12 protein-coding genes and 3 pseudogenes are annotated in these 21,411 nt (G+C 49.9%); 6 read left to right on the top strand and 9 right to left on the bottom strand.

What is annotated here, in order from left to right; translation table 11 throughout:
• Nucleotides 1-4: 4 nt before the first annotated feature.
• The 4 genes from CBE73_RS14620 to CBE73_RS14605 all read left to right on the top strand — a co-directional run bounded on the left by CBE73_RS14620 (nucleotide 5) and on the right by CBE73_RS14605 (nucleotide 5,314).
• Nucleotides 5-1,354, top strand: coding sequence for an ABC transporter substrate-binding protein (locus CBE73_RS14620; RefSeq protein ID WP_094094826.1), 1,350 nt, complete (start codon nucleotides 5-7; stop codon nucleotides 1,352-1,354).
• Between the two features lie 68 nt (nucleotides 1,355-1,422).
• Complete coding sequence (locus CBE73_RS14615; protein WP_094094825.1) at nucleotides 1,423-2,301, top strand: carbohydrate ABC transporter permease; 879 nt, start codon at nucleotides 1,423-1,425, stop codon at nucleotides 2,299-2,301.
• Nucleotides 2,301-3,119: a carbohydrate ABC transporter permease gene (locus CBE73_RS14610; RefSeq protein ID WP_229752612.1), complete on the top strand. Its 819-nt coding sequence runs from the start codon at nucleotides 2,301-2,303 to the stop codon at nucleotides 3,117-3,119. The genes CBE73_RS14615 and CBE73_RS14610 overlap by 1 nt, the downstream gene beginning before the upstream one ends.
• A 41-nt stretch (nucleotides 3,120-3,160) precedes the next feature.
• Nucleotides 3,161-5,314, top strand: coding sequence for an alpha-galactosidase (locus CBE73_RS14605; RefSeq protein ID WP_094094824.1), 2,154 nt, complete (start codon nucleotides 3,161-3,163; stop codon nucleotides 5,312-5,314).
• 256 nt (nucleotides 5,315-5,570) lie between these two features.
• Here the strand turns inward: CBE73_RS14605 and CBE73_RS14600 are convergent, their stop codons facing one another.
• Nucleotides 5,571-5,807, bottom strand: a complete 237-nt coding sequence (locus CBE73_RS14600; protein WP_094094823.1) for a DUF6953 family protein — start codon at nucleotides 5,805-5,807, stop codon at nucleotides 5,571-5,573.
• 110 nt (nucleotides 5,808-5,917) lie between these two features.
• On the opposite strand from CBE73_RS14600, the gene CBE73_RS14595 reads away from it, so the two are divergent.
• Nucleotides 5,918-6,316, top strand: coding sequence for a RidA family protein (locus CBE73_RS14595; RefSeq protein WP_094094822.1), 399 nt, complete (start codon nucleotides 5,918-5,920; stop codon nucleotides 6,314-6,316).
• Here CBE73_RS14595 and CBE73_RS14590 read toward each other — a convergent pair.
• The 7 genes and pseudogenes from CBE73_RS14590 to CBE73_RS14560 form a co-directional block, all read right to left on the bottom strand.
• Nucleotides 6,294-8,042, bottom strand: coding sequence for an ABC-F family ATP-binding cassette domain-containing protein (locus CBE73_RS14590; protein ID WP_094094821.1), 1,749 nt, complete (start codon nucleotides 8,040-8,042; stop codon nucleotides 6,294-6,296). The two genes, CBE73_RS14595 and CBE73_RS14590, sit on opposite strands and share 23 nt — an antisense overlap.
• A gap of 567 nt (nucleotides 8,043-8,609) precedes the next feature.
• Nucleotides 8,610-8,954, bottom strand: coding sequence for a hypothetical protein (locus CBE73_RS22285; protein ID WP_217349718.1), 345 nt, complete (start codon nucleotides 8,952-8,954; stop codon nucleotides 8,610-8,612).
• Nucleotides 8,955-8,972: 18 nt separating this feature from the next.
• Nucleotides 8,973-9,941, bottom strand: a complete 969-nt coding sequence (locus CBE73_RS14580; protein WP_094094820.1) for a caspase family protein — start codon at nucleotides 9,939-9,941, stop codon at nucleotides 8,973-8,975.
• A gap of 15 nt (nucleotides 9,942-9,956) precedes the next feature.
• The gene (locus tag CBE73_RS14575) at nucleotides 9,957-10,337 is read right to left on the bottom strand and encodes a hypothetical protein (RefSeq protein ID WP_094094819.1); all 381 of its coding nucleotides are present in this window, start codon (nucleotides 10,335-10,337) and stop codon (nucleotides 9,957-9,959) included.
• A 29-nt stretch (nucleotides 10,338-10,366) separates the two neighbouring features.
• Nucleotides 10,367-11,131, bottom strand: coding sequence for a toll/interleukin-1 receptor domain-containing protein (locus tag CBE73_RS14570; RefSeq protein ID WP_094094818.1), 765 nt, complete (start codon nucleotides 11,129-11,131; stop codon nucleotides 10,367-10,369).
• Nucleotides 11,132-11,582: 451 nt separating this feature from the next.
• Nucleotides 11,583-12,080, bottom strand: a pseudogene (locus tag CBE73_RS22690) (alpha/beta hydrolase fold domain-containing protein); the annotation flags it as partial.
• A 271-nt stretch (nucleotides 12,081-12,351) separates the two neighbouring features.
• Nucleotides 12,352-12,570, bottom strand: a pseudogene (locus CBE73_RS14560) (ABC transporter ATP-binding protein); the annotation flags it as partial.
• Nucleotides 12,571-12,701: 131 nt separating this feature from the next.
• Between CBE73_RS14560 and CBE73_RS22685 the strand changes: the two are divergent.
• Nucleotides 12,702-12,803 (top strand): annotated as a pseudogene (locus CBE73_RS22685) (DUF6953 family protein); the annotation flags it as partial.
• Nucleotides 12,804-13,097: 294 nt separating this feature from the next.
• On the opposite strand, the gene CBE73_RS14550 reads toward CBE73_RS22685, so the two are convergent.
• Entirely contained in the window at nucleotides 13,098-21,095 is a 7,998-nt protein-coding gene (locus CBE73_RS14550; protein ID WP_094094816.1) for an InlB B-repeat-containing protein, read from the bottom strand.
• Between the last annotated feature and the right edge of the window lie 316 nt (nucleotides 21,096-21,411).

Here is a 21,411-nt window from a genome sequence, read left to right as displayed (position 1 = left end):
AATAATGAAGAAGTTGATGTCGCTGGGACTTTGCATCGCCTTGTTCAGCTTCCTGCTTGCCGCATGCGGAAGCAATAACGGATCGTCGTCAGGTAACTCGGCAGGCTCCGCCAACGCCTCGGGCAACACGAACGCCTCGGGCAACGCAAGCGCTTCGGAAGACACGAGCGGCAAACCCGTAACGATTAAATTCATGCATTTTAAAAGCGATTTCACTGATCAAATCAACCAAATCGTCGAGCAGTTCGAGAAGGAAAATCCGAACATCAAGGTTGAGGTTCAGCCCGTTAAATATGACGATTACTACACGCTGCTGAAAACGAAGCTGGCGGGCGGCGACATTATCGACGTGTTTACGCTGAACGCCGGATTTAACACTCAACTGTTTGCGGACGGCGGTTATTTGATGGACCTGACCGGTCAACCGTTCCTGAACAACTTTGACGAAAATGTGGTAAAAGGGCAAGCAACGGACGGTAAGAACTACATTATGCCGCTTAACGCCAATCCGATTGCCGTCTTCTATAACAAAAAAATCTTCCGCGATCTTGGCATCGAAGTGCCAAGAACCTGGGACGCCATGATCGCCGCAGCGGAGAAGATCAAAGCCGCCGGCAAAACGCCGTTCGCTTTGGGCTGGAAAGACGGCTGGACGCTGACGATGTGGGACACCCGCGATTTGCCGAGCAACACCGCTCTGGTGGCCGGCCAGCCGGACTTCTTCGATAAAATCGAAACCGGCCAGGCAAAATTCGCCGACAATCCGGCTGTGAAAACGACGTTGGATCACGCTTTGAAGCTGTTTGAGCTCGGCAACAAGGACCAGCTTGGCGTCGATTACAATGGGGCCGTCGACCTGTTTGCCAAAGGCGACGTCGGCATGATGTACATGGGCACCTGGCCGCTGCCGGATATCGAAAAGAAAAATCCCGATCTGTACAACAACGATCTCGGGTACTTCCCTTATCCGTTCAGCAACGACGAAAGCCTGAACAAGCTTGATTTCAACGCGGACGCTTCCCTGGCGATCGGCAGCAACACCAAACATAAAGAAGCCGCCCTTAAATTCCTGGAGTTCATGTCCAGCAAGGAAGGCGGGGACGCCTGGGTTCAAAACATCAAGTCGCTCAGCTACGTGAAGGGCACATCGACCGATATCGCTCCGGCGCTCAAAGATTTGCAGCCTTATTTCGATAACGCGCAAACCTATGACTCCCAGCTCTTTTTGGCTAAAACCACAATCGACTGGCGGGCTCAATTCGACCAAAACCTGCAGAATCTGTTCTTCAAGAAGACGACCGAGGATAAAATGATCGCCGATATGGACGCTTGGGTGAGCAAAAATCACAAATAAAAATAGAGATGACCGGAGAAAGGCACGGGCAAGAGCCTGTGCCTTTTTCATGGGGAGAGGATAAGCCTATGGAAAACTTGATACGAACCGCACGAAACGAAATGTGGTATCTCCTGTTTATGCTGCCGGGCATCTGCTTGTTTGTGATGGCAGTCATCATTCCGCTGATAATGGGCGCCCGCTATTCCTTCACCAATTGGGACGGCGTGTCCAATTCGTTTGGCAATGTTGGGTTTGACAATTACGTGGCTGCTTTCCATGACCCCGATTTCTGGGGCGCCTTATGGCACACGTTCAAATATGCCCTTATTTTAACCGTGCTGGTCAACGTGCTGTCGCTTTTGCTGGCGCTGGTGCTGGACTCTTTTTTGCCGCTGCGCAATCTGTTCCGTACGATCTTTTTCCTGCCCAGCGTCATTTCCATCGTACTGGCCGGATTTGTCTGGAGCTACAACTACAGCACGGGCATTCCGAATCTGCTGAGCCATTTCGGCATCGACGCGTCCAGTCCGCTGGGCAATCCGGACACCGCATTGTTCGGGCTGATCCTAATCGCCTTGTGGCAGGGTGTAGGCTCGCCGATGATCATTTACATCGCCGGCTTGCAGGGCATTCCCGGCGAATTGAGTGAAAGCGCCCGGATCGACGGGGCCGGCTCCTGGAAGACCTTCCTGCACGTGACCCTGCCGCTGTTGGCTCCGTCGGTGACAATCAATCTGCTGCTGGTGCTTACCGGCTCGCTGAAGGTGTTCGACCTGGTGTTCGTCACCACCGGTGGCGGTCCCGGCTTTGCTACCGATGTGATGTCCACCTATATTTACCGGACCTCGTTCTCCTCGTTTAAAGGCGGGTACGGGATGGCGCTTTCGATGATGTTTTTCCTGATCCTGGTTATCGTGACCATCGTGCAGATGTCCATTTCAAGAAGACGGGAAGTGGAAATGTGATGAAATCAAACAAAGCTGCCGTGTTAGCCGTTTTTTCGCTGCTGGCGCTGGTATTCCTGTTTCCGCTCTACGTGGCCCTGCTGATGTCGCTGAAAACCGCGAAGCAGACGTTTGACAGCTTTTACGCGCTGCCGTCCAGCCTGAATTTCGCCAACTTTGCCCATGCCTGGGAAACCTCCAAATTTCCGCTGGCCATCATGAACAGCTTGATCATCACCGTGTTGTCCGTCGCTTTGATCGTGTTGGTCTCCGCGCTGGCTGGATACGCGATTGCCCGGCGGAACAAGCCTTTTTACAATATTCTGTTCATGCTGTTCCTGTCCGGCATGATGATTCCGTTTCAAGTGACGATGCTGCCTTTGTACAAGCTGGGCAAAACGCTCCATATGCTGGATACGCATTGGGGGATCATCTTGATCTACGGCGGCTTCGGCATCCAGACCGGGGTGTTGTTCTATACCGCTTTTATTCGCCAGATTTCCCGGGAGATCGAGGAGGCGGCGAAGATCGACGGCTGCACTACGCCGGGCATTTTTATCCGCATCATCATCCCGCTGCTGAAACCGGTGACGGCGACCGTAATCGTGCTGAACGCTTTATATATCTGGAATGATTTTCTGCTGCCGCTGCTTTATTTGCAGGATAACCATTATCGCACGATTCCGCTGCAGCAGTACTTCTTCTTCGGTCAATACAGCAGCGATCTCAACCTGGCGTTTGCCTACGCCGTGATGGGGATGATCCCGGTTATCGTTTTTTTCCTGATCATGCAAAGATTTATTGTCAAGGGCATTGCGGCCGGCGCCGTCAAAGGCTGACCGGTTGACTCTGACTGACAAAAAAACGGAGGGATTCTCAGGTGGCCATTACTTATTTTGCCGAGGAACAAATATTTGAAATCCGCACGAACCGTACTTCTTATGTGTTTGGCATCGGCAGCGGGGGTACGGTGCAGCATCTGTATTGGGGGGAGCCGGTTGCGGCCAGGGAGTGCGCCCCCCTGCTGAAGCCGTGGCTGCATTCTTCCTTTGACGCGGAGGTGAACCGCGACAAGGAGGAGTACGGCGGCTGGGGCGGCAGCCATTACGCCGAACCCTGCCTGAAGGTGAAGTTTGCGGGCGGGGTTCGCGATTTGAAGCTGCGGTATTCAGGGCACGATATTTTGGCGGACGACCGCCTGATCGTGCGGCTTGCAGACGCCGATTACCGGCTGCGGGCCGAGATCGGCTACCGGGTGAGCGGAGAGCATGACCTGATCGAAAGGGAAGTGACGGTCTACAACGACGAGGAGCAGCCCGTGCGCATCGATCAGATCATGTCGGCCGCGTGGTCGGTTCCGGCGATGCCGTCGGCGCGGCTGACGCATGTGGCCGGCCGGTGGGCGGGGGAATACCAGCTCAGAACGCAGCCGCTTTCGGAAGGCAAAAAAGTGCTGGAGTCCAGACAGGGCTTCACGGGGCCGCACGCCAATCCCTGGTTTGCGGTCGACGACGGAACGGCGTCGGAAACGGGCGGCAAGGTTTGGTTCGGCGCGCTTGGCTGGAGCGGTAACTGGAAGCTCGTCCTGGAAAAATCTATCTTTGGGCATCTCCGCGTCGTCGGCGGGATCAACGATTTTGACGGTGCTTTTGTTCTGCAGCCCGGCCAAAGCTTTACGGCGCCGGTGTTTACCGGCGGATTTACCGCCGGGGGCTTTGGAGAGATGAGCCGGAACCTGCACAGGTATCAAAGCGATGTGATCCTGCCCGGCACCCGGGTCAGAAAGGTGCTGTACAACTCCTGGGAAGCCACGGAATTTGCCGTGAATGTCCAGGAGCAGATCAAGCTGGCCAAACGTGCCGCGCAGCTTGGCGCGGAACGGTTTGTAGTGGATGACGGTTGGTTCGGCGGGCGCAGCAGCGACAAGGCGGGGCTCGGAGACTGGCGGGTCAATCCGCAGAAATTCCCGAACGGGCTGGAGGAATTGATCGACGAGGTTAAACAGCTCGGTATGGATTTCGGCCTGTGGGTTGAGCCCGAGTCGGTCAATCCGGACAGCGACCTTTACCGGCAGCATCCCGAATGGGTTTATCAATTCTCCGGACGCGAGGGAACTTTGCTTCGCAACCAGCTGATGCTCAATTTGGGGCTTCCCGAAGTCAAGGCGTTTGTGCTTGACTTCATGACGGAGCTGCTAAGCCGATACGAGATTTCCTTCATTAAATGGGATATGAACCGGACGGTTACAGAACCAGGAACAACGTCTTTGGAGGATCGTGAGACAAACTCCGTATGGATTAAGCATGTCCAGCATCTGTACGAGATTTGGGCGGAACTGAGGCGCAGATTCCCGCAGGTGGAGTTTGAGACCTGCGCGGGCGGAGGGGCGCGGATTGACCTCGGCATCCTGCGGTATGCCGATCAGGCCTGGATCAGCGACAATACCGACGCACGTGACCGGCTGACGATTCAGGAGGGCTTCTCTTACGTCTACAGCCCGTCCGTGATGATGTGCTGGGTGACGGAATCGCCGCACGGTATGAACGGGCGGCGCCTGCCGCTGTCGTTCCGCTTTCACAGCGCCATGTTGGGCGGACTGGGCGTCGGGGCCAACATCGGCAACTGGCCGGAGGAGGAGTTGGCCGAGGCCGCGCGGTACGTGGAGCAATACAAGCGGATCCGTCATTTGATCGCCGGGGGAGACCTCTACCGGACAGCATCCTTCCGCAGCGGCGACTTAGCGGCATGGGAATACGTCGGCCGGGGCGGGGAGGAGATTGCCGTGTTTGCCTTCCAGCAGGCTCAGTATTTCGGCTACGCGGAGAAACGTTTGCCGCTGCAGGGACTGGAGCCTGACGCCCGCTACATGGTGACATTCTCTCCGGAAGCCGCAGCCGATGCCACCGACGTCTCTGCCGCCTCTGATACTGAGGCATCCGTCTGGCACGGCTCCACCCTGATGAACATCGGCTTGCCGATGCCGCTGTCGGGCGACTATGACAGCCGGCTGATTTTGCTGCGGCGCCTGCCCTGAATTGCGGAACGGGCCGGCAGCGGCTGGGATAGCAGAGGTTAATTAAAGCAATACGGCAGGCCGCCAGTGATCCGTGTCCGGAATCCTTGGCAGCCTGCCGATTTTTTATACGGAGTGTGTTTGGGGAAAGACGCCGCAAAGTACCTTGAGCTGCACGAGACAGAGCAGCTCCTTCCTTTCACACAGCATGAATCTATTATGCCCATCCAAAGCTAAAAATGAGCACATAGGATAGAGTTGTTGGAAGGTCGCGTGCTTAGGTCCAAGCCCAAAAGAATCCGTCGCGGTCCCAAGCAATTTTGCCGCCGTGGAGTTTGCGGAAAGCCTTCTTCACCTCTTTAGACAGCGATGTATTTCCATTCTCATTCACGAACACAAATTGTTCGCCAAATTGAGCCTTCACATATTCAATCGCATCGGTCTGGTATAGCGTTCCCGTAGACCTGATTTCCTTGACCATCCATTCCGCTACTTCTTGGGCAGTTACTTCCATAGGATTGTGCTCCTTTCTACTCGGATAGTAGCCCACTTCTTTGTGCGTACTATCCCTTTATTTTCGCCCAGCCTATACGAGCCTTACTTTAAAGTAAAGGGGCTAAAGCAATGACGACCATTCGAACGTACAACCATAATCTCTGGGATCACGGGATTTCGCAGGGTTACCTTGTCGATAACACGCTGTATATCTCGGGACAGTTCTCCCATAACACGGAGGGCGAGTTCGTTGGAACAGGCGACATTCGGGCACAGATGACGCAGACACTGGAGAATTTAGATGCCGTGTTACAAGAGTTCGGAGCAACGAAGCATAATTTGGCTTACGTGGAGCTGTATCTGACGAATGCGCAGGAGCACGCGGAAACCGCGATCGAACTGTTCAAAAAGTTCGTCGGGGAGCATCGGCCGGCGGGGAGCATGATCGGGGTGACCTACCTGGCATTTCCGGAACAATGGGTAGAGGTTCGGGCTGTGGCAGATGCTAGAGCGCAGACAGCTGCTTGATCAAGCCTTCCAGCTCGTCGACCAATCCTTTTGCGGTTTCAAAATCCGTATCCTTCAAAGCCGATTCGATTTGCATTTCGACCGACTTTTTCTTTTGTTCAATTTCCAAGTAGTCTTTATCAAAATGACTGGCGTAGATCATCTGTCTGAATTTTCGCATACTCATTTTTCGAATAGTCTTATGATCAACGATCAGCACATAATCCATCCCGTTTACGACGGAATAGAAATCGTGCGAAACCATAACGATCGCACCTTTATAGTCGATGATCGCTTTTTCCAGCGCAATCTGTGTATAGAGGTCCAAATGGCTCGTCGGTTCGTCAAGCAGCAGCAGATTGGCTTGACTGGCCGCGACTTTAGCCAATTGGAGCATGTTTTTTTCTCCGCCGGACAACGATTCTATCTTCTGCTCAAGAATCTCTCCTTCGAAGCCGTAGTTCGCCAGATACGCTCTGACCTCGTCATAAGTCTTGAATCCGGCGTCGATGAATTCATGCAGGATCGTATTCGAATCTTGCAGCGTTTCGCCTTGAACCTGAGATAAGTAAGCCACTTTCGCATCCGTATGGACTTCGATCGACTCCTGATTGTTTCGGAAAATGTCCCGCAGCAAAGTCGTTTTCCCGGTGCCGTTCGGACCGATGATCGCGACTTTATCCGTGGATTTGATCTCGAAGTTTACGTTTTCCAACAGCAGCTCGTCGAACGCCGCACTGTAATCTTCGACTTTTATGACAACCGCATCTTCCAAATCCGGCCCCATGCCGAAGCCAATGTCCGGCTGCTTAATATCGACGAATGGAGCTTTGATCCGGCGCGCTTCCAATCTTTCCTGGTACTTGACCCGGGCTTTGAGCGCGCGGCCTCTGGACGCGTCCGCCACATTCGTCGCGATCTCTCTAAGATTGTCGATGATGTGATCGTATCGCTCGATCTCTTCTGCTTCAGCGACGGCGATCTCCTGCAGTTCGATTTTGGTCTGAAGCAGCGAGAAATGATATTCGATATAGCCTCCGTCAAACTCTTGGATTTCCGTATTTTCCAGGTGAATGATTTTGTTGAAGCAATGGTTTAGAAGATAGCGGTTGTGCGTAACGACCAGCAGCATGCCCTTGTGGGAGTTGATCAATTTTTTGAGCGAATTCAGGTTTTCGAAGTCCAAAAATACATCGGGCTCATCCATGATCATCAAGTCCGGATTCGTCAGCATTTCCTTCATGACTTGAATGAGTTTGAACTCCCCGCCACTTAAGGAGGTTACGCTAACGTCTTTTAACTTCGCGAGATTGGCCAGATTCAGCTTCTTATGAATAAGGCTCTCGAAATCGTCCCCGCCCAGCGATTCCAACGCGTCCAAAGTGAGTTGATATTCCTCCATCAGCGAATCCATATCCGATGTCGTCGCCATTTCGGCATAAATCGCGTTGAGCTTCTCTTGGATCTTGGTAAATTCTTCACTAATATATTCAAAAACGGTCATATCTTTCGCCGGGTCCACCTGCGAGAACTGACTGACGTATCCGATTCGGCAGTTCGGATCGATCTCCAGCTTGCCGTCGAACAAATGCTTTTCCGGGTCCATCAGGATCTCGATCAGGGTGCTTTTCCCGCTGCCGCTTGTTCCAATAAAGGCACAGTGCTGCCCTTCTTCGAGTGTGAACGAAATGCCGGTATATAGTTCTTTTTGCGGGAACGAGAAGGATAAATGTTCAACTTTGATCATTGTGTTACCTTTCTTGGTAGCTGAAATGGAGTTTATTAGCGGTACTGCAGAACATAAATACGAAGTCTGCCGCACCTCAGATTAACACTGTTTACTGCCAAATTCAATGCTTAGACCAGGACCTATGGGGGGGATGTATCAGTTTTATCGGTATGAAAAATAAAAAACTGCATCCGGCTTTAAAGTCGGAATGCAGGTGGCAAAGTGAATGAAAAGGTACACACTTGGCGCGGGTTTCGTTGCCCTTTTTATGATACGGTTCACCGTAATATCTATGAGCGCGAAAAAACCAGTGCACTGATCTCAACCACAAAATAAAAACTCCCAAGGAAAACGTATGTTTCACGTTACCTTAGAAGTATATTAAAACTTAATACATTTGGGGAGGAAACCCCTTATTCCTATTCACTCTTATTACATTTGCTTCCCATTGAGCAATAGTTTGTTTCCATTCACTTAATGATAGATAGTTTTGGACAGAATTTGATAATTCGAATTCTGGTAAGTATAGCCCAACTACCCCTTTTTCTAAGATCCCTTCAGCTATAACTCCCTTTTCAATTAATGTTAAATAGGTAGTCCCAATTGAAAAGCCTTAGCCGTTTCAATCTGACAAAAAGGACTTGTAAGCCATTCTCCAGATAAACCTTTTGATACAACTCCTTCTATATCTGCTTCCATTCTTCCTGTTCCATTATTTATAAAGGTTCTCCTAAAAGCTACAGTAATAAAACCATCCGACTCTAGCATAAGTCTTCTTATCGCTGCTAATGGTGCATTATTGTCATAATCAGTAACCCCCAGTGTCCTAGGAGTTATATCTTTAACTTTAAGGTGTTCAATAATACCGTTAATAAACTCTTGTTGCTCTTTCTTATGTGGTTGTGGGTAACTAAGAAATATCGAGATCAAATCTGCACCTCTAAAACATCAGATTCTCTTGTCCTTTACAAGTCTCCAGTAATGATACCCTAAAGCAGTGAGTTTACAGGCTCTCGAATTCATTGCTGCAAAATACATGTGTTCTTCCCCCACCGGAACAACTAAACCAACACTTTCAAGTTTCTGAAGTTCTTTAAATGTCGTTACATTATTTTGATCTGCATAAGGTTCTATGACTTTATGCTCAATGTTTGTGGCATTCGTAACTTCAAAAGAAGGATCTAAAGCGAATTGCTGTTCAGGAGTAGGGAAGTAGTTTACCAGTTTCCTAAGAATCCCAATCGGGACCTGTGGACTAACGCTCCGTAAAGATGTGAAACGGGATATGTTTGTTTTAAAAACAGGTCTTTGATCCCACTCTCCCAATGCTTGGTCAATATAGGCATAAACACTCCCAGGTGTGATATGCCCTCTTAAATCAGCAGCCCCCCCTTGTAGCGCATCCAACAATAAATTCGTGAATACACCGTGCCCATTAACCTCTAATGAAGGTTCGTTATCTTTGCTCGCAGTTAAAATTGATACTCCTTCAACAATTTGTGTTTTTGTCCCTCCATTTATTTTAGGAGAACCAAAGGCTCCGGAATGACAACAATCCAGAATAATAATCCTATTTTTACATTTCGAATCATTTGCTATGGAAAGTATTTCATCCATAGAAACCCCGTAATCATTGGTTGAAAAATCCGGTGTTACAATATATCCACCAATATCATCTATATAACCGTGTCCTGAAAAATAAAATAAAGCTGTCTCGCTATCACCTTTAAACAAATCTATTATTAGCCCTTTTAAATTTGATTTGGTCTGAACATCCGTAACTATCTTCACATCGAAATTTGGAGATCCGTCGCCGTTAGCTTCAATAATGCTAGCGAAAGAAGAAGCATCATTAATGCAACCATGTAGAGGTGAAGATGGGTAGTTATTGATCCCTATAACTAGTGCCTTTCTCAAATATAAGCACCTGCCTTATAATGTATTTATCCAGTTTGTAATGTTACTCCAAGTCCAGTTCACAACTCTTACACCATCAAACTCACTTGGAAGTGTTGCTGGACGATTGTCTTGGCTTCCCCATATCCCTCTTGTAGGGATATATTCTTCTTTTGCACATTTAATTTCCCATAGTTGTCCATCCGCTTTTTTGGTGTTCTTGGTGACGATAGCCAAAACACCATCGCATCCTTTTATTTTAGTTCTGCATTTTGTTTTCCAAGCGGAATCCCACGGTTCTTTTACGGACATATCTACAAACTCAAATGGTGAGTGTTCATTCCTAGCCTGACCCACTAAGAAATCCCTTAGATTTTTATCTTCAATAGCAAAACTAATAAATATTCTTTTTGGCATGATTCCCACAACTCCCTTGGAGTAATAGACTATCTTAAATATTCAATGAGGTTGTGCTTCCCATATAAAAGATCTAACGGATGCATTTCTTTATTACGAATATAATCCCTTTCCCAATATTCAAGATCACTTTGCTTGATTTCACGCAAGTGATTCAAGTCTACTTTATATTTAATGGTGAGTGCCTGGGCATTCTCAAATAGCCCCTTCTTAATGATACCTGTAGGTCTTTCAGGTATCTTCCTTCTTACTGATCGAGTTACGCCTATCTCATAATAAATCCAAGGCGATTTTGTCCTATTAATTATATCAGTCGAATCAATAGAGTTTGGAGTATTTAGAAATACTATACATTCTGTTTTATCCATCATCATTATTAATGCAGTTGATAGCATCATATGTACGTGACTAGTTGAATTATTTCGTTTTTCGTAACTATATGTGGATCCATCAGGATTTCTACAAAATTTGTCGTCTATTTTTTTCAGAAGATCATCAGCATAGCCCCATACACAAGAATCAATAAAAACACTCAATCCGAAAGCATAGTTTAGCCATCCAGCCAAAGCGATTGCTTTTTCTTCATCAGCATGAGAATGAGAGATAAAAATATCTGCATTGATTTGAGGGAACCAGTCCTCTTGTAATTCTGATCCATTTATACTACCATCATCAAGAATAAATTTATTTAATTCATTCTCTACACTTTGTCTATGACCATTATAAATAGCGTATCCACGTTCTTTATATGAAAGAAATTTTTCATCTGTTATTAGGTTAAATCCGTTAAACAAATTTCCTCCTCCTTTGACACTATATACTACAAAATCAATTAACAAATTTGTAATTCAGTTCTGTCTTATATCGATGTTCCGGGTCTTAAGATCTAATACTTTTAGGATAACCTAGCATCCATGAATTGTAAATATATCCACCTAAAAAAAACTCAAGCAGCTTTGCTTGAGCTAATAGAATCCTTTGATGTTGTTAATTTTTTTACGAGTAACAAACAATCGACTCCCCATGTGCAGAGCGTTTACGCTATATGCGAATTGAGCATCCCTGCCTCCACCTTCAACTCGACCCTCTGCTTTACCATCAGCGGTGATACGGTTCAGCTTAACGGGTCTAACGGCTAATTTTAAAGTTACCCCATTAATTAAATGACGATTTAAGCAACTCAAAAACCGGGATTCGCCAGATAAGGCCACCCGGCTTTTGGCATTCTATGTTGGGTTTATCATCTCAGATAGCTGAGAATACCTTTCTCTCCATAATCCATTGTTGAAATCCATCTTTCAGCCAAGCGCTGGCTAATGACAGTCGCAACGCGGGCGGCCACATATCTGCCAAAGCATTCAACACGACGAAAGCATGAATGCTTCCTTGATAACGCACCTTTGTGAACTCCACACCAGCCTCCCGAAGCTTATCCCCATAGGCCTCGCCTTCATCTCGAAGAACGTCGGCTTCCGCCGTAATGATGAGAACTGGAGGAAGATCGCGCTGGTCAATGGAAGCTCTCAGAGGAGAAGTATAGATTTCATTTAATTCTTCCGGTTACTGTTCCCAGAACGATGCCATCCTGTCACGGCGAAGGAAGTATCCTTCGACGAATTCATGATACGAATCACTATCCATCCCCCATCGGTAACCGGATAGAACAGCAGCTGTCGTAGCATAGATCTCTTCAAGAGCTTTCGGGTATTTGACTTCGGGAGACAAGCTGTAATTAGGAAATAGCCCTAAAGAAGTGGTTGCGTGGGTCGAGCGAAAAGCCTTGGAAGGAAGGGAAAAGATTCTACTTTAACACATGAGACGCAAGATACGCTGTAGAAGATTTGAAGGGCAGCACGATCGGGGTGACTTACCTGGCATTTCCGGAACAGTGGGTAGAAGCTCGGGCAGTGGTGCATGTAGGCTAAGAAAAAAAGAGGAGCTTCGCTTGAAGCGGAGTCCCTCTCTTCGAATATTCGACTGTTTTACCCTTGAACGTCTAAGCTTGTAGCACATGCTAGAGCGCAGACAGCTGCTTGATCAATCCTTCCAGCTCGTCGACCAATCCTTTTGCAAGTTCGAAATCCATATCTTTCAGGGCTGATTCGATTTGCATTTCAACTGACTTTTTCTTTTGCTCAATTTCTAAGTAGTCTTTATCGAAATGACTGGCGTAGATCATCTGTCTGAATTTTCGCATACTCATTTTTTGAATGGTCTTATGATCAACGATCAGCGCTTGCGCTCCAAAAATTCGGCATCCCACAGAAACACTTATCCGTCCGGATCGCCGTCATGAGCCGCCAGAAAGAGTCCTGCAAACAGCAGAACTACAGCAGCCGTGTACATCACCCGCTTGAAACCGCAGGACAACTGCACCAGACTGATGTAATTGAATATATGAAAGTCCACTTTGGCGAGCAATTCGTATTTATAAATGAGAATGGAAATGCATCGCCGTCGAGAAAACGATCGGTTCGGTAGTGCCGTCCCAGTTGGGGACGTGGTTCGATAAAATGAGATATGGCGGCTTTATGCCGACGGTATCGTTGCGCTCAATTTCCAGGCGCGAACGGCTTCGGCTCAACGCGCGGGCTACGGACAAAACGACGTGTTTGACCAGCGTGCCCGGTTTTCTCTTTTGACCGGACGAGAAAAGATCACCGAAACCCCTTTACAAAGCGGGGTCGGCGATCTTTTCAAATAAGCATTCTTTTCGAAAGAAATTCGATATTCGGACCGTTGTTAATCTGATTTCCGCGCTTAAAGGATTTCCCCCGGGACATCAATGATGATGCCACCCTCTGGCAGTTTCACGGAGTTCCCGGCAAAATCCCGAAAGCCAAGCGCGACGATACGGAATTTTCCGGGGCTTTCGGGCTTAAGATATTCAGCCGTTTCGGGATTTAGCTCAATCTTGAATTCCCGGCGGCTTATCATCGACACGGAATAATGTAGGGAATTTAAGTGTACCGTATCCTCATCGGTGAAATCGCCGCTGGCCGAATAATCGAGCGTGATTCCACCTGGCTCGAGAGCAACGGACAGATCCTCGCTGAAGCTCAGGGAGATCGTGCCGTCTTCATGGTAAGTGCTGCTGGTTACGGTCGGATTCGTCCCATCCACATGGAATGGCAATTCCGCCTGATCGACTTTACTGTCATTGACCCAAAGCTTAAAGAGCAGAGAGTCGGTTGCAGTTTCCGCCAATCCCTCGGAAGGATGGACGACGATACCGCTGCTGCCTTCTTCAAAACTGACGAGATCCGACGTCGTATCCAAAGTGAGTGTGGCGACCTCTGCGTCGGTTTCCGGGTCAATGACGGAGAAGACCTTGTTTTCGGTATTAAACCGGATGTCCAAAACCGTTTCGTCCCGTTTGATTTGGATAAGGTCCAGGATGCTCCGGGTGTTGTATTCATAGCCCGACGGCGCGTTTTCCGAACCCGTGATCGTCACATCGGGATTGCTTGCAAGCGGATTGAGCCCAAAGACGCTTTCCGGCGCAAGAGACATTTCGAGTGAAGGTTCGTTAAAGGAAGCCGGCGACAGATATGGAGTGGCTAGCTGCCCCTCCGGATCGTACTTCATCACGGTCACTTTTTCTCCGTTGCTGTTATCTACATAGATGACATAAATATTGTCGTTGTCGTCGATCGCAAGCTTTATCAAGCTGGCTTCGCCCGCAGAGAAACCGCCATTACTCACATAGCTCCAATCGCCCTCGTATTTGACTACGCTCACCTTGTTGCCCTTGGTAGCATCCTGATACGCGACATAAGAGGTGCCCTTGCTGTCGAAGTCGATCCCGATCCCGAAGAACGGACCTGTGGCGAATGCGGAATTACCGACAGTCTGCCAGGAAGAAGAGTTTTTATCATATCTCTTCACCGTAAAGTTGGTCACCGCATCCCATGACTCGCCCCTATCCTTGTAAACCACATAGGGCACGCCGTCAGGAGCAATTGCAAACGATGCGTTGTCGCTTATAATCTCTGAGCCGATCGTCTGCCATGCGTTCCCCTCGTACTTCTTCAAAGTCCACTTAGAACCGTCGTCGCCCTGATAACTGTAAAATAAATAAGGAGTATCGTATTCGTCAAACGCGATGCTTGAATTATCGCCAAATTCGTTTAACTCCTCGCCCCCGCTTACATCTACCCACTGGGTGCCATTAAATTTCACTACATTTACGCGGTCAGACAAGAGGCTGTCAAGAACCACATACGGAGTGTTCTTGCTGTCGAATTCAATGAAATTGTCGTTACCGTCATAGGGTAGAATATCGCCTACAGGCTCCCAAGCGGAAGTGGTACTGTTATATTTATACACAACTGTCCCTTCGGCCAACTCATCGGTGCGATTTCTGTAATATACTATATAGGGAACGTCATGACGATCTATCGCAAGCTTTAGACGGCTCCCGTAACCCAAATTGTCATAGTCGCCAATCGTCCGCCATGCACCCTGCTCGTATTTCTTAACGTATAAGCCCCCAGCAGAAGCATAAGGAGTGCCTTGACTGTCGAATACGAGTCTTATCCAATAATCCTTGTCCATCGCGTCACCCACTTGCCGCCATGCCGACACCGTCCACTTCGCGTACAGCGTAATATCTGCTGTCACCGCTGTCGTGAAATCGAAGGCATTCGTCCAGTCGAGGTCGTTGTACCAGCCATCGAACGTATAACCCGGCCACGTTGGTACGGAAGGCGTCACCGCCCTGCCACCAGCACTTACCGTCTGGCTCGGCACCTCTGGTCCGCCGTTGCTCTCAAAGTTTACCGTGTAGCTGTTCGATGTCCACTGAGCATATAACGTGAGGTTAGCCGTCACCTGCGTTGCGAAGTTGTAGCCGTTCGTAAAGCTGCTGTCGCTGTACCACCCGCCGAACGTGTAACCGCTCTTCATCGGTACGGCAGGCTCCTCAACTATGCCGTTAACTTCCACTGTTTGACTAGCCACCGGCGTGCCGCCATTACTCTCGAAGCTTACCGTGTAGACCTCCGTCCACTTCGCATAGAGCGTGAGGTTAGCCGTCACCGCTGACGTGAAATCGTAGGCATTCGTCCCGTTGGTATCTATTTTGTACCAGCCTTTGAACACATAACCTGCCCGCGTCGGTTGATCAGGGATCGTAGCCGTGCCGCCGTAATCCACCGTCTGACTGCTCACCGTCGATGTCTGTCCCTCGTTGCTATCGAAGCTTACCGTGTAGCTGTTCAACGTCCAATTCGCATACAGCGTGATGTTCTCCGTTATCGGTGTCGTGAAGCTGAAGCTGCTCGTCAAGCCGCTGTCTCTGTACCAACCAGCAAACGTATGGCCTTCACGCGTTGGTGCGGCCGCCGTTGCCACGGCGCCTTCTGCCACTATCTGAGCATCAATTTCCGTGCCGCCGTTGCTAATGAAGCTCACCGTGTAGTTGGTTTTTGGAGCCTCTGTCCATTTTGCATACAAGGTCAGGTTAGCCGTCACTCTCTCGGTCTCGAAGTCATAAGACCTAGTCAAGTCGCTGTCGCTGTACCAACCGCTGAATACAAAGCCCTCCTTCGTCGGCGCGGCAGGTGGCGCAGCCTTGTCACCTTCATTCACCTGCTGGGCGACCACCGCCGACCCTTCGTTACTGTCGAAAGTGACCGTGTAGCTGTGCAGCCACTTCGCATACAACGTCACATCGGACGTGACTACCGCTGTCGTGAAGTCGTAGGCCGTATTGAAGCCGCTGTCGGTATACCAGCCGCCGAACACGAGGCCGTCCTTCGTCGGCTCATCCGGTTCGCTTGCCTGGGAGCCATAACCTACCGTCTGGTCAGCTACCGGCGATCCGCCGTTGCTGTTGAAGCTCACCGTGTAGCTGTTCAGCGTCCACTGGGCGGTATACTCGACATCGTGCGCGGGCATCGTGGCCAGCGGGTCCGGCGACCATCCCGTGAATGCATGACCCTGCCAGGTCGGAGAGCCGAGGTATAGCCCTGTCGTCGCCCCGAACGGCACGTTAACGACCTTGGTCGCATCGCCGGAGCCATTGTAATTGACCGTCATGGCGTAGCTATTGCGCTTGTAGTACAGCTTCAGCACCGTTGTGCCTTTGCCTGAGATCGGAGCCGCCAGCACCGTTCCTGGAACGCTGGCATTAAACGTAAAGCCCTCATACGTTCTGGTCGGATTCGTCAGGCTCGCCTCGATATCGGTTGTCCCGCGATACGATTCCGTATCCGCAACCGTATACGTGTCGCTTCCGATATTTTGCAGCAAATATACGACCTGGTACGGCGTGTCTTCTTTCGCCGCCCACTTCGCGGTATAGAAGGTGTCAGAAGCCGGCATCGTATCCGGAATTTCCGGCGACCAACCGGCGAACGTGTATCCCGGTCTTGTCGGCATCGGTATGCGAGCGGCGATGTTCTTGCCGAATGGTTCCGTTACCGTGCTACCGGGAGCGCCCGTATAGCCGAAATCGAAAGTCATCGTGCGATTCTTCGGATAATAATACAGCTTGACGACCGTCGAGCCGTCGCCCTTAATAAACACGCCGTTTACCGTACCGTCCGTATAACCTTGATTACTGTACTTGTCCGAGGTTATCCGAATCTCCGCGCCGGTTGTGCCGGTCTTCGTTTCCGTATATACAGGAGAAGTCGATGTTCGGGTGTTCGGGTCTATCAAATAATGCTGAACCGTATAAGGCGTATTCGTGTTCGCAATCCACTGCGCGTATAGCGTGAGATCCTCCGCTGGCATACGGCTCGGAATTGTCGTCTTCGTACCGCCTGAAGCAGCCGTATACCAGCCTTCAAACGTGTATCCCGCATATGCCGGGGTTTGCACGCTGATCGCCGCGTTATACGGGGCAGCAACAATCTGGGTCGTATCGCCGTTCTTCGGATCCAGCTGCAACGTATAGTCCCCTTCTCTGGCAAGCCAAATCAACGGAATCGTACGCTTGAGCGGCTCAGATGTGAATGACAGCGGCGCCCCCTTCCAGGTGATGACCAGGTTGCCCTCACTCACTTGAATGCTCTTGTCCACCACTTCGATCTTTCCGGTATTCGAATTATACTTAAAATTTGGATTGTCCACTTGTATATCGAACCTCGAACGGTCAAACGCCTGGGTGTCCGTGTCGCCTGTCTTCAAATCAAACCTGCTCATCGTGAGCAGCTTCTCCGGCACAGGAATGGAAGAAACGGAGCCCGCCAAGTTCAAGCTGAGCGACTCATCCTGCGGATAGGCGAAGTCATCGACATTCTTCTGCTCCCCTACCGTGTACAACGGCCATGTGTTCTCGTAGATTGGCACGCTGGCCGAGAGCAATCCGTCGCCCAATTGGGCGCCTACTGCGCTTTCCAAGTAGATGCCCATCTCTACGATCAGCGCGCCTAAAGACCGGGTGGTCCGCACATCACTTACATTTTTTAGTTGATAGTAAAAATATCCCCACAAGTTCACATAAGCGCCGGGTTCAACCGCAATCCCAATGCTATTCAGCTTGACGCTTCCAACTCCTGCTTTCAGCTCCAGGTGAATGCCCGCCCGCAATCCGAGCGTCCCCATCACATAGAACGTAAACTGGTAATTGCCGTCACCCGGCAAGGGTACCGTGTCACTTGTGCCTCTGAGACCAAGCACATAGACGGTAGCTGAGTAGCGCTTGGCCGTCGTATAGTTGAAATCGGCTCCGATCGACAGATTCACATTGGTGCTGACAACGAACTCTGCCGTAAAGTTGACTTCAATAATACCGAAGACAACGCGCACGCTATTCTCGAACAGTTTCTTCTTAATTAACGGAACCCAATCCGTCTCGTTCTCCATCATCTCTTTATACTGTGCCTTCAGTGCCGCCGTGTCTACTTCGGTATCTTGCACACCGTTGATTAACGCTTGAACCTCTGTCGCGATGTCCAGCACCTTGCCCAGTCGGCCGGCGTTCTTCGCTCCCAGCCAGTCATCCAGCGCATCTTGCAGCTTATCATGTTCAACGGTAGCAATCTCTGCTGTGATGTTGATCCCGGTATACGTAAAGGCATCCAAATCGGCGGTGACACGATAATCGTTCGGGTAGGGCACGCAGAGGAACCAAGCACACGCCTCTCCCCATTCCGTCGCCCCATTAACGCTGAGATTTAAGCTGATCTCCTGAAGGAACGTGCCGGTCATATGGATGACGAGGTCGCTTTCTTCATGGGTACGAATGACAATATCGGCTCCTACTTGAAGTGTAGCGCTTACTCCGGATGTTTGTCCGGCAATATTCTTCACTCCCGTGCCCAGCGATGCGACGACGGTTAGATTCTCCACGCTGACTTCGCCCACGCCGCTTGGGAACGATAGCGCCTTCACCTCCACCTGTGTCTTGAAGGCGTCCGTCTGCGTAGCTAGAGTAGACAAATAGTTCGCGGCTTTATCGACGAATCCGCTGGCTACCGCTTCCTGCTCGATCTGGTCCTCGAGCCTCGCGGTCTCCTCCTCCGACAGCAGCGTATCGCCATCAATCGCTTGCTGCTGATAGACGTCGAAGATATGCCTGATCTCTTCTTCTGTGGCATCTTCATACGTAATGACGTCCCTCTCCGCGTCAGGCGTAATCGACATAATACGCCCATAACCGATGACGCCGAGCGCTTCGTTGTCTTCGGCTAATTCCCCTTCATAGAAAGCGATAAAGTCGCCCACATCGACGGTCGTAAGCTCGCTCAAGCCAAGCGGCGCATACTGACCGTCGCTATAGTTCATCGCGGCATGCGCTACCGTGATGGAATGATTATCCGGATCCTCATCCTCATCCGCTTCTACGCTCACAGGCAGCACATCCGGCTTGAACAGCACTTGCTTGGCATCTGCGTGATCATAAGTGTAGACGTTGCCGTTAATCGCCGTAATCTGGATATAGGCGACATCGCCGTCGTCGACGCCGGTTGTGTCTACCGTGCGCAGATCGGGGCGAACCCCTTCATAGATGGCGACGGTATCTCCCACTTGAATCGCGGCGCTTCCGGTGTACGTGAACGTTCCGCTGCTCGCATTCGCTGCGGCAAGATCGGTATCGCTGTCGCCCATCGTCGTCGTGACCACCGGAATCGCGGGCGAACCTGCGTCCGCGCCGTTCAGCATCATATCCGTGACTTCCGAGAAGGCCAGATAGATCAGGTTCGGATTCAGCGGAACGTTCATAACTTCTTGTTTGGCGACGCTGAACACGCAGATGCTCGTCGTTGCGTCTTGACCCTGGAAGGACAGCTTATCGTCTGTCAACGTAAGCTGATACGTGTTGCCTTCCTCGAACCGACCGGTTGCGGACGCTACCGTGAAGAGTCCGTCTGAACCGGTGACCGTAATTCCCGCAGAATCCGGATTCGCAGTGTCCTTGAACGTCATCCCCGCTTGTACTTCGGATGCCGTCAGAGTGCCGGTCGCATCGATGACGGCGATTGTGAAGTCCTGTGCGACATTCAGCACCGAGTAGCTAGGAACACGCTGTACCGCGTTGTTCACGTTATCTATATACTTTGCATACAGCTTCGTGTCCGCAGTAACGGCAGTGCCCTCCGCGAAAATAAGCGATAGCTCGCTGTCCCTGAACCACCCTTGGAAAATCTGCCCTTCTTTTGCTGGAGCAGGCAGCTTACTCAGCGCTTCCCCTTCTTCCACCGTCTGATCAGCGACCGTCGACCCGCCGTTACTGTCAAAGCTCACCGTATAACTATTTTTTTTGCCAATCGTCCACTTTGCATACAACGTGATATTACCAGTCACTGCTGTCGTGAAATCGTAGGGAATTGTCAAGCTGCTGTTGCTATACCAGCCACCGAACGTGTAACCTGCCTTTGTCGGCGCTTCAGGCATCGCAGCCTTGGAGCCATGTTTCACCAACTGGCCAGTTACTACTGTGCCTCCATTGCTCTCGAACGTAAGCACGTACTCAGTATTGCTATTGCCACCGCTATTGCCGCCACTATTTCCGCCACTATTGCTGCCGCTGTTTCCAGCACTATTGCCACTGCTGTTATCACCGTTGTCGCTGCTGGGTTCAGGTGTAGGTGTCAACGTCTCTTGATTCTGATTTTGCCACGCCTTCACAACCGCGTTGCTACGCATGAAGGTAACAGCAGCTTCCGCACGAGTCGCTTGAGCATGAGGGTTGAAATTACCATTTTTATCCCCGACAAACAAGCCTGCTTGCCACAGCTTGACGACAGAGTCAACTGCCCACGGAGAGATATTCGCGAGGTCGGCTGGCTCCGTGGCTATGAGATTACTTGTTTGATAGGGAATCTGATAACTTTCAAAATACCGCAAAGTCATCGTTACCATCTGCTCCCTGGATACAGTTGCATCTGGAGAAAAATTCTGCTTATCCGTGCCGACGGTAATCCCTTTCTTAACCGCCCACGCTACATATGGCGCATACCAAATTCCCGCTTGCACATCGGCAAAGGTCGACTCGGAATACTTGCTTACATCCAGGCCCGCCATTCGTCCGAGCGCCGTCACATACATGGCACGCGTCATCGTTCCCTGAGGTAAGAAGGTGTCATCGCCCGTTCCGTTGAATATTTCATTCTTATGGACATAGATGACTGCATCGTAGAACCAGTCCGTTGGACTAACATCTTGAAATCCACTTGGTTCGGCCGCTGTTGCCTGCTGCACCGGCAGTAAGTTCATTGGCAGCAAGCTTACTACCATGCTGATAACAAGCATCAACGACAGAATTCGCGATTTTAACTTCCATCCACGTTTTATTACCTGCTTCATACTCTTTCATCCTTTTCTAGTAACAGTTATGATCCTCTTTTATAGCCATACTAACTCTCTCATTCCAATGCCAAAGAAGCTACAGCCCTGCAGTTATGTTTAACCTCCCCTTCGTGACGATCAAATTACGACAGTAATTATGTAAATTTAGTTCATTTATTTTCCTTCTATGCTATCATCGTTGATATAAATACGGTTGAATTATAAAGAAAACTTTAAGTTTCATAGATAGACTAATCTACTATGATAAAATTGGAGAACTCGAACATCATTTATCAAACTTCGAGAGGAACAAACGAAAGCTGTCCTTGGAAAT

Origin of the sequence: Paenibacillus physcomitrellae, from assembly GCF_002240225.1 — a bacterium.
Lineage (GTDB): Bacteria > Bacillota > Bacilli > Paenibacillales > Paenibacillaceae > Fontibacillus > Fontibacillus physcomitrellae.
Note: the sequence above shows the minus strand (reverse complement) of the source record. Positions and strands in the feature narration are given on the sequence as shown.

Bases quoted from the DNA above. Each gene is read 5' to 3' on its own strand.
- CBE73_RS14620 (WP_094094826.1), top strand. From the start codon at position 5: ATGAAGAAGTTGATGTCGCTGGGACTTTGCATCGCCTTGTTCAGCTTC.
- CBE73_RS14615 (WP_094094825.1), top strand. From the start codon at position 1,423: ATGGAAAACTTGATACGAACCGCACGAAACGAAATGTGGTATCTCCTG.
- CBE73_RS14610 (WP_229752612.1), top strand. From the start codon at position 2,301: ATGAAATCAAACAAAGCTGCCGTGTTAGCCGTTTTTTCGCTGCTGGCG.
- CBE73_RS14600 (WP_094094823.1), bottom strand. From the start codon at position 5,807: ATGGAAGTAACTGCCCAAGAAGTAGCGGAATGGATGGTCAAGGAAATC.
- CBE73_RS14595 (WP_094094822.1), top strand. From the start codon at position 5,918: ATGACGACCATTCGAACGTACAACCATAATCTCTGGGATCACGGGATT.
- CBE73_RS14590 (WP_094094821.1), bottom strand. From the start codon at position 8,042: ATGATCAAAGTTGAACATTTATCCTTCTCGTTCCCGCAAAAAGAACTA.
- CBE73_RS14575 (WP_094094819.1), bottom strand. From the start codon at position 10,337: ATGCCAAAAAGAATATTTATTAGTTTTGCTATTGAAGATAAAAATCTA.
- CBE73_RS14550 (WP_094094816.1), bottom strand. From the start codon at position 21,095: ATGAAGCAGGTAATAAAACGTGGATGGAAGTTAAAATCGCGAATTCTG.